The 10236-nt window shown below is 43.3% G+C and carries 6 protein-coding genes and 1 tRNA gene; 1 reads left to right on the forward strand and 6 read right to left on the reverse strand.

All coding sequences use genetic code 11. From position 1 onward, the window contains the following. Positions 1 to 413 precede the first annotated feature (413 nt). The 6 genes from Q0993_RS01215 to Q0993_RS01240 all read right to left on the reverse strand — a co-directional run bounded on the left by Q0993_RS01215 (position 414) and on the right by Q0993_RS01240 (position 9913). Positions 414 to 1397, reverse strand: a complete 984-nt coding sequence (locus Q0993_RS01215; protein WP_299529012.1) for a carbohydrate kinase family protein — start codon at positions 1395 to 1397, stop codon at positions 414 to 416. 87 nt (positions 1398 to 1484) lie between these two features. Beyond that, positions 1485 to 2654: an alpha-hydroxy acid oxidase gene (locus Q0993_RS01220; protein WP_299529014.1), complete on the reverse strand. Its 1170-nt coding sequence runs from the start codon at positions 2652 to 2654 to the stop codon at positions 1485 to 1487. Positions 2655 to 2666: 12 nt separating this feature from the next. Then, complete coding sequence (locus Q0993_RS01225) at positions 2667 to 4037, reverse strand: c-type cytochrome domain-containing protein (RefSeq protein ID WP_299529016.1); 1371 nt, start codon at positions 4035 to 4037, stop codon at positions 2667 to 2669. A gap of 45 nt (positions 4038 to 4082) precedes the next feature. Continuing rightward, the gene (locus tag Q0993_RS01230) at positions 4083 to 5144 is read right to left on the reverse strand and encodes a twin-arginine translocation signal domain-containing protein (protein WP_299529018.1); all 1062 of its coding nucleotides are present in this window, start codon (positions 5142 to 5144) and stop codon (positions 4083 to 4085) included. Between the two features lie 24 nt (positions 5145 to 5168). Further along, positions 5169 to 6629 (reverse strand): DUF1501 domain-containing protein, encoded by a 1461-nt coding sequence (locus Q0993_RS01235; RefSeq protein WP_299529020.1) that lies wholly within the window; start codon positions 6627 to 6629, stop codon positions 5169 to 5171. A 68-nt stretch (positions 6630 to 6697) separates the two neighbouring features. Further along, positions 6698 to 9913, reverse strand: coding sequence for a DUF1553 domain-containing protein (locus Q0993_RS01240; RefSeq protein ID WP_299529022.1), 3216 nt, complete (start codon positions 9911 to 9913; stop codon positions 6698 to 6700). A 247-nt stretch (positions 9914 to 10160) separates the two neighbouring features. Between Q0993_RS01240 and Q0993_RS01245 the strand changes: the two genes are divergently transcribed. Then, positions 10161 to 10235, forward strand: a tRNA-Val gene (locus Q0993_RS01245). Position 10236: the final 1 nt, after the last annotated feature.

Raw genomic sequence — 10236 nt, forward strand, 5'->3', positions numbered from 1 at the left:
CTTTTCCGAGCCTGTCAATTGGCATACCCAGCTACGAACAATCAAAAAAATATTATTTTTCTTACAAACGTTAACGTACACAATATTTTCGTTAACGTTACCGAATATAGGGATTCATTTTTTTATAAAAAAATTAACACGTAGTTTATTGACAAATAATTGTATAATAATGTAAAATTTGGTTCAGTTTATTGCGCAACAATAAATGAACCTATGACCCAATCGACAGTTTCAGAAGATATAGGTTTGGAAAGTAGTTCCCCGCATGATTTTATACAGGGACATCAATAGGAATAGTTGTTTACGGTTTTACTTGCCGATGAACAGTTTGGGATAGGAAAGAGGGTTAGTTGTCTTCCCGTAAACGATTGCTTATCACCCAGGAAAAAATCCAAGGCTCCTACATAAGTCTATCAAATATTGCCGTAATTATCCAGAATCATTTGGTCGGTTTCCTTTTTGGACTTAAAAACACTGAAATCCCTACCTTGGGTACGTTGGGCTCCCAATGCATTGGCATATTTGGCAGCTTTTGCATAATCCGTGGGATTTTCCAAAAGACCGAACCCAAGTCCGCCGGCAAAGGAATCGCCACAACCCGTGGTGTCCACAACATGTTCCACACGTATGGATTTAACGATTTCCTGTTTTACTGCTCCATCCTTTTTAAAAAAAACGGCCCCTCCCTTGGAATCCAACGTAACTATCAACGATTTAACACCATGATTCAATGCATGATTTGCAAAAGCTGGAAGATGATCCGTGTTTTCGTCGTTGATGTGGACCAGACTATCAGGAGGATACTCCTTTTCGAACCAACAACATTTTGATTCTTCCAAGTTCATTTTGAGCACGTCGATATAAGGTAGCCACTGATCCCGATCTACCCAAAATTTAATCAGTCTATCCCCGGTTATGGTAACTGTATTTGTAGGACCATGGGCATCAAATATTAGGGTACCCTTGCTGTTTTCTTTAATATATTTCAAAGTTTCCAAAGGAACCTCATAATCGGTAATAGGTACGCATACAAAAACATCGCAATGCAAAAGATGGGCCACGTCTTCGGGCACTATGGGATTCATAAATCCGGTTTGCCTTTCCAAGCGGTTATTTTGATCTATGAATTTTAGGCTTATAACATCACCCTGATCATGATCGGAGGTTATATAGTCCACATTGATATTAGGGTATTCCGTCAATATTTCCTTGATTGCTTTTTCGTCCTTTTTGCGAACATGGGAAACGAGAAATACGGTGCCGTCATCACCTAAAAGCTTGGATAGGCCAATCGCGGTGTGCGTAGCACAACCATATTTTTCTATAACCTCCCCATGATGTGTGGTGATATGGTCCCTTGGAATTGGACCCAAAACGGCAACATTATATTTGGACATATTCGTATTTTAAATAAAAGCGATAAACCTAAATATAATGAAAATCCTGATGAATTATGTATCTATTGCGTGGTATCTGGGAATAGGTCAAGAATTGGAAATCAAATGCCTTGGAAAATCCTTTACATCTTCACAGCAAATTTGCTCCATAACCTGTTGTAACTGAGTTTTTAGAAGTGAAATGGTATGATCTCCTCCCTTTTTGCCCAAAGCTGCAACCCCATACATAAAGGAACGTCCCATAAAGGTAAATTCCGCGCCGCTAGCTATTGTACGCGCAATGTCAGGCCCCGAGCGTAGGCCGCTATCCATCATAACCCTAATTTTATCCCCATAATCTTTGGCAATGCGGGTTAATGGTCTTATGGTGGATTCCCCGGCATCCAGTTGTCTTCCACCATGATTGGAAACGATAATTCCGTCCAACCCCAATTCGATGGCTTTTTCGGCATCCGATTCATTGGCAACTCCTTTCAGTACCAACTTACCCTTCCACATGTCTCGAATAGGTCTAATGCGCTCTTCATTTAGCCTACCGGAAAAGGTTTGGTCCATAAATTTTCCCAACTGCTTCAAATTGAGATTTTTGGGCATATAAGGTCTCAAGGTCTCAAAATTGGGTTGTCCGTAACGTAGGGTATTATAGGCCCATTGCGGTTTGCCTAATATCTGGAGCATATTGGTAATGGACATCTTGGGAGGCATGGCCAGGCCATTTCTGATATCCCTTGGTCGAAAACCAAAGGTGGGGACATCACATAAAATTACTAAAACCGGGCATCCTGCGGCTTCGGCTCTTTTTATGATATCGTCGCGGACCGAGGTCTCCGTGGGATGGTATAATTGAAACCAGGCCTGTCCTTCGGTCAACTCTGAGATCCGTTCTATGCTACTGGTGCTAACCGTACTTAGTATAAAGGGTATATTATGCTCAAAAGCTGCCTTGGCCAATACTTCAGGTGAATTGGGCCACATAAGCCCTTGTAGCCCAACCGGGGCAATACCAAAAGGGGCATCGTAGGTATGACCAAAAAGCTCGGTCTTCATCTTCGATTCCGTGTGGGAGGTAAGGTAATAGGGAAGGAGCTCAACCTTCCGGATATCCGATGTGTTTTTATCAAGATTAATATCCTCGTTGCAGCCACCATCCAGATATTCAAAGGCGAAACGTGGAATTCTTTTTTGGGCCCTCGTCCTAAGATCTTCAATTGATGGATATCTTGAGTCGTATCGTATTTCCTTTTTATTTTTTGCCATAGACAAAAAGATTTAGCTTTCACCAATGACTACCTCCAAGGTTTCCTTTCCCTCCTGTAAGGATTTGGCATTGGCATTGGTAACCTTGGTCTCCCATAAATAAACCCTTTTGAGGCCTTCCAGTTTTTGAAGATCTGTTAAACAGGAATCGGTAACATTGGTTCCGTAGAGATTGAGCGCTTCCAAATGTCTTAGGCCCGAAAGATATGTTACACCCTCATCCGAAATGGTCGTCTTTTCCAATTGGAGCCTTGTAAGATTTGGGAATTTGGAAACAATGGAAAGCCACTCGTTTTTCACGTTGGTACGTGCCAGGGAAAGCCAAGTAACATACTCATTTACTTTTTCAAGTTCGGCCAATTGTTCCCGGGTTAAATCCGTACCTGAATATTTTATGTCCAACAAGGGATTCTCAGCTCCTAGGGATTTTATGGTAAACCCGCTTTTTTGAAGTGATGTTATCTGTGTGCTGTCCAAAGGTGGTAATTGCACGGTTTCATACCATGGCCTAGGTTCGGTATTTAGACCGTAACGGCGAAGCAACAAAGGCTTCATGTTTTCGGACACTTCAAAGGCTGAGACCGGGTCTTCAAAAGAAGCTCCTTGATCAATCCACCATTCTACTGTCTTTATCTCATCATAGGTTAGTACATTTTCAGTGGGAGGCATAAATTTTATATTCTTCTGGGGAAGTGTAATTCTTCTAAAGAGCTCACTTTCAACGGAATTACCCTGGGCAATAACCGGCCCGTCGTCACCACCGATCTGCAATGAATCTGCAGAAGCCATATTAAGGCCACCTCTTTGTACCTCATCACTATGACAAGCCACGCATTTTGATTCAAAAATAGGTGCAATCAAGTCGTGATACACCAACACGGAATCGGGATTGCCCAATGCTGCAACCGAATCCTTTTCTTTTGAAACGCCTAGTATACCTTGGATGGATTCTGGGGCGTACTCCACCAAATATTCCTCACCATGGGTAAGGTTTCCGCCCTTGTGCCCTTCTATGAACAGTAGGGCCAGAAGTAAAATGTTGAAACCATTATGGATAAGTTTGGTATGTTTCTCCGGCTTGCTTTTAATCCACCACCCGACGAAGGAGATAGCCACTAAGGCAACGCCCAACCATCTATGTGCAAATAACTGATCTTCTTCATATAAACCTGTATCCGCAAGGAGCCATCCACTCAAGGCTGCACCGGTGGCACTTACTCCGCCCAAAAACCAAGCGATAGGGACAAGGCGACTTTGTTTTTCCGTTTTCTTAAACTTTTCATACCACTCCAATAAAATGGCCAAAAAGAGGAAACCTATAGGTAAATGAACGAATAAGGGATGAAAGCGACCTAAAAACGTAGAAAATTCCAATGCGATCATAAACAAACAATTAGAGTTGGTGGGGTACTATAATACAAGATATAATTATACACGATGTAATTTGATAGGATAGGTTTTTCCCGAGGCCCATTGCGGCACATAAAGGTTACCATCATGATCTACTAAAACATCATGGGGATTTCTGAACGTTTTGCCATCATATTCGGGTTCCATTAATATGCCATTATTATATTGGGGTATACTTCCTCCAGGAAATGAGACTATCTTGTTCTCTTTGTCCAATACAGCAAGCATACCGTCATAACTATCCCATGTCTTTGTTACGATTACCGCAAAATAAATATTCTCACCATGAATAACCGGTCGGCAAATGGAGCACCCTGGTAGTGAAATGGTCTCCAAATGTTTGCCTTCCAATGAAAATCGTTTAAATTCCTGACTGGCGCGTGATGTAATCAACAAAGTTGGCGTATCAGCCTGTCTGGAATCTACGGTGATACCGTGACAACAATTAAATTTTAAATCTCCTTCTCCCTTTCCACCAAAGTGTCTCATATATTCCCCATTTGAGCTATATTGAATAATGTAGTTTTCACCATAGCCGTCTGCAACATAGAAATCCCCGTTGGGCAATACTGTAGTTTCGGTAGGTTTAAATTGGTCGTCTTGGGTATAGCCGGAAACTTCCTTAGGCCGTTTTAAGGTCATTAGAATTTTACCATTTAAATCTGTTTTATGGACGCTGTGGGTTTCCGGATCTGTGATGAGAAGGAATTGATCGCTCCCTTCGCCCGCTATGGATAAACCATGGGCGCCGGGGAAATCTGTCCCCCAGGAGTCCAATACTTTGCCCGAGGTGTCATAGATTAAAACGTTATTGTTGTTGGCACCGGTAGTGGTCATAAAAATACGTCCTTTGCTGTCCATTGCCATTTCGTGACAGTCATTTACCGGAATTTTCGAAGGATCTTGGATACCCCATTCCTTGTCCACACGATATTTAAAATTCCCGTGCCCTACGGTTTCCCCTAGATTCTTATAGGAATGTGTTATTCCAAAGGTAAGGCTAGGGGCTACTAGGCCAGCTCCGGTGGCCAATGCCGTTTTCTTGATAAAATCCCTGCGTTTGGTATTGGTTGCTTTCATTTTCATCCGTTTTCGTGTACTATTTTATGCCAGTATTTCGTTGACGACCTCTCCATGAACATCTGTCAACCGATATCTCCTTCCTTGAAATTTAAAGGTTAGTTTTTCATGATTTACACCCAACAAGTGCATTAAGGTAGCCTGAAAATCGTGGACATGTACGGGACGCTGTACTACATTGTATCCGAACTCATCCGTTGCCCCTAAGGTAATCCCTTTTTTTATTCCGGCCCCAGCCATGAAAATAGTGAAGCATTTTGGATGATGGTCCCGACCGAAGTTGGTTGCTGTCAACTGCCCTTGTGAATAATTGGTACGACCAAATTCTCCACCCCAGATTACCAAAGTATCCTCCAACATACCGCGTTGTTTTAAATCGGTAATCAGTGCAGCCGTAGCCTGATCGGTATCTTTGCACTGCACTTTAATGGCGCTGGGGAGATTACCATGCTGATCCCATCCTTGATGGTACAACTGGATGAACTTTACATCCCGTTCGGCCAATCGCCTTGCCAAAATACAATTGGCGGCAAAAGTTCCGGGTTTACGGCTGTCCTCACCGTACATATCATAAATATAATCCGGTTCGTCCTTGGTATCCATGATTTCCGGTACCGATGTCTGCATTCGGAAGGCCATTTCATATTGGGCCATACGCGCAAGAATCTCCGGGTCGCCGACATCCTCATGATTTATTTTTTCCAATTTTTGAAGGTGGTCCAACTGTTCACGTCTACTTTTACCATCAATTCCAGGGGGGTTGGTCAAATATAGTACGGGATCTTTTCCGGCCCTAAACTGTACCCCTTGGTGTTGTGAAGGCAAAAAGCCGTTACCCCATAGTCTGGAATATAAAGGTTGGCCATATTTATCCTTGGTAACGAGCACTACAAATTCCGGGAGGTTTTTGTTGTCCGTCCCAAGGCCATAACTTACCCAAGAACCGATGGAAGGTCTTCCCGGCAGTTGAGACCCCGTTTGTAAAAAAGTAATGGCCGGATCATGATTTATGGCTTCGGTGTACATGGATTTGATAAAACAAAGGTCATCCACCACTTTTGAGGTGTACGGCATTAAATTGCTCATCCAAGCCCCGCTCTGCCCATGTTGTTTGAAATCAAAAATGGTTCCGGCAATGGGTAAGGAAGCCTGGCCGGAGGACATTCCGGTAAGCCGTTGTCCTTGTTGTACGCTTTCGGGTAGATCCTGCCCATTCATTTTATTCAATAAAGGCTTATAATCAAATAGGTCCAACTGTGATGGTGCCCCACTCTGAAAAAGATAGATGACCCGTTTAACCTTGGGCGGAAAATGGGGTTGGCCAAGAATACCACCATTTCCGGGTACCGCTCCCGATGGTTGGTTTTTTGCAAAGACGCTCATGGGGTCCAACATGGAGGCCATGGATAGTGCTCCCATTCCCAAAGTGGTCTTGGTCAAAAAATCTCTTCGTGTATAGTTTTTGTTATGATTATGGGTACACATGTTTTACAATTTTAAAGCTTAAGTTTAAAAAATGTACAAGTCCAAAGTTCACACCTAACCTTGGGATTTTATCGTTTCATATATGCCTCGTCATGGTTTAGAATGGTATTGGCTACCATGGTCAAAGCAGCTGTTTTATTTTTATCCAATGAATCATCCAATTCCTTTCTTCCCACAGATAAAAGCTCAAGGGCCTCTTTTGGATTGGCTTTGTACTTTTTGGATTGGGTTTCGTATAGCTCCTTTAGAATTGATGTTTCTTCCGTTTTGGGAAGGCGACTGATCGCCAACCGAAACCCATAGGCAATTTGATCATCCAATGATACCCCGCCTTCTTTTTGCATCCGCGCCGCCAACACTTTTGAAGCTTCCACAAATTGGGTGTCGTTCATCAAAACCAGGGCTTGCAGGGGTGTATTCGTGTTTTCCCGTTTTACCGTGCAGACTTCCCTGGACGGGGCATCAAAAGCGGTCATCGCAGGATGAGGGGCAGTCCTTCTAATAAAGGTATACAGCCCTCTTCGATATAGGCTGTCTCCTTCGGATTCCTTGTAGTTCAACAAAATATGGGAAAAACTGTTTTTTTCGATCCAAAGGCCCTTTGGTTGATAGGGCTTTACACTTTTGCCTCCAACCTGTTGCACCAAAAGTCCACTTGCTGCTAAGGCATTGTCCCGAATCATTTCAGCAGGTAATCGGTAACTATTTGTCCGAGCCAAATACATATTGTTCGGATCTTTTTCCCGCATTTCAGGGGAAACTTCGGAGGATTGTCTATAGGTATGGGACATGACCATGGTCTTCACTAACTCTTTCACGTCCCAATTACTTTCTACGAAGGTGGCCGCCAACCAATCCAGTAATTGTGGATGGGTAGGTAAAGCTCCCTGTACCCCAAAATCCTCTGGCGTACTGACCAAGCCTTTGCCAAAGAGCATTTGCCAATAGCGATTTACCGTTACCCGTGCGGTTAGCGGATTGTCCTCAGAAAAAATCCATTGGGCCAGTCCCCATCGATTTTTTGGATATTCTTCCGAAAATCCTGGCAAAACTTCTGGGGTAGTAGCCTCAACCGGGTATAAGGGTTGTGTGTAATCACCACGATTATATACAAAGGCAGGTCTCGCTTCTGGCATTTCTTCCATTACCATTACCTCCATTACGGGCGTCATATGCGAAAGCCATTGGACCCTAAGTGCTTTGAGTTGTTTTTCAATATTACCGACCTGGGGTGCCTGATTTATCCAATATGCTGTTGCCCATTCCATATCCGGTGTTTTGGAACCATCATCTTCTGCGGCCAATTGGGCTATCTCTTGAGGAGTGAGTTGTCTGGAATGCACAAATATATCATCCAGCCTTCCTTTATAAATTCCGTTTTCCCCTGTGAAGGAGCGATAACTTTTGGCCACTCTCACAGGTCTGTTAAATACCTCATGAGTGGCTGATTGTACGGTCTTAATAGACTTATATAAACGGTCATAAGGGTATGTGACTTCAACTTTTTTCCCACCCATGAACAATTGTAGGCCTTTTGCACTACCCGAACCGTCATAGGTAAAGGCAACATGCTGCCATTCATTTTTTTGAATGGAGTCCTTTGATTTCACATGAATATAATTGTGGGGCAGGGAATGTATGAGCCTAACATTGAGTTGATTAAGGCTGTCCAGGTAGAAGTCCCAACCACGCCAAAAGCTATTCTTTTCACTTGAGGTGCCCAACAAGGTCTGTGTTTTTCCCGCCTCGCGCTTGGTGGTGTTAAGCCAAAGTCCCATTGAAAATTTATCGGTCCACTCAAAATTGGGAATGTTGTTTAAATATACTTCGTCATACTCCCCCGTAAACTCAAAGGCCTTTCCTCTTTTGCCCGCAACAATTTTCGGGGCCTCCCTTGTGGTAACCTTGGAATTCCCATCAACAATATATCCTTTTTTGGTTCCACTGTTCTTTGTTAATTTTTCCAGGGGAAAATATCCAAGTATCCCCTTTTGCTTAAATTCAGAGGGCAGTTTTTTCATATATTTTTCCAAATCCGCCAATTCTTTTTTAGTCAATCGTAATTCATGTTCTTTTTCCTGTATGGATTTTTCAAGGGATGCCAACTTTTTTTCCGTTTCGGCGTCGGGTAGGGAGAGCATTGGTCCATAATTGCCATCATCGCCGGTCATGCCCAATTCCTTAACATTGTTGAAAAAGGCCGTCATTTGAAAGTAATCCTTTTGGGAAATAGGATCGAATTTATGATCATGGCACCGGGCACAGGCCACTGTAAGCCCCAGGAGGGCTGTGCCAACGGTCTCCGTCCGATCCCAAACGTAGTTAAGACGAAATTCCTCTTCAATTGCCCCACCTTCTGCTGTCATCGGATGATTACGGTTAAAAGCGGTCGCCAATTTTTGTTCCCGGGTTGCATTAGGGAAGAGATCACCGGCCAATTGCCAAGTAACAAACTGATCATAAGGCATATTCTCTTTGAAGGCCTTAATGACCCAATCGCGCCATGGCCACATTAAACGCCAGCCGTCGGCATGTAGTCCGTGGGAATCCGCATAACGGGAAATATCCATCCAATCCAAGGCAAGGCGTTCGGCGTAAGCATCCGAGGCGAGCAGGCGATCAACTACCTTTTCGTAGGCTTTTGGATCGGTATCTTCAAGAAAGGCATCTATTTCTTGGATGGTGGGCGGCAGTCCGCTCAAATCCATGGTAACCCTTCGCAACAAACGTTCTTTTTCCGTTTCGGGGGAAGGCTCAAAATCGTTTAATCGCAATTTTTGTTGTACAAACGCATCAATAGCGTTGTGGTTGGGCCAGGAAACACCATCAGTGTTCGGTGTATTAGGCTTTTCGGGTTTGGTGAATGCCCAGTGGGGCTTCCACTCCGCGCCTTGTTCTATCCATTTGATTATCATGGCCTTTTCAGCAGCTGAAAGGGACAGATGGGACTCCGGGGGCGGCATTATATTATCCGGGTCACTGCTCAATATTCTTACAATACTTTCGCTTTTTGCTGGTTTTCCAGAAACAAACGCATAGTTACCACTTTTGAGTTTGCGGAACGCTTCCTCTTCCAAATCAAGTCTTAAATCTGCTTTTCTAGAGGCTTCGTCCGGGCCATGGCACGCAAAACAGCGATCGGACAAAATAGGTTTAACGTGAAAGTTAAAGTCAATGGTTTCGGGAAGTTGGGCCGAGGCTTTTTCTACGTCTTCCGGAACATCAATGGAACATGATGCAAGGATTAATCCAAAACATAGCGGGAGAATTCTAAAAATCAACATGCCACCTCTCATATCAACCACTAAAAATACATTATTTTAATTGAATTTTTACGCTTTTTCTAGGAGTTGATCATATCTTTTGTCATTTTGAATATATATTATACAAATGCTTAAAACTATGATTGGTGATGCGATTTTGTGCTGACAATGCACGGTTTTTTCATTTTGGGTATTCGAAATATATTTTACCTTTGGCGGGCAATCTACGGGTCATTTGTTCGAGTGCCGCCCAAATGATTGGAGTTATGGAGTGTTAGCTCAGCTGGTTTAGAGCACCGCCTTGACAGGGCGGGGGTCGTTGGTTCGAATCCAATACACTCCAC

Origin of the sequence: Ulvibacterium sp. (assembly GCF_028285715.1) — a bacterium.
In the GTDB taxonomy this organism is placed as follows: Bacteria; Bacteroidota; Bacteroidia; order Flavobacteriales; family Flavobacteriaceae; genus Ulvibacterium.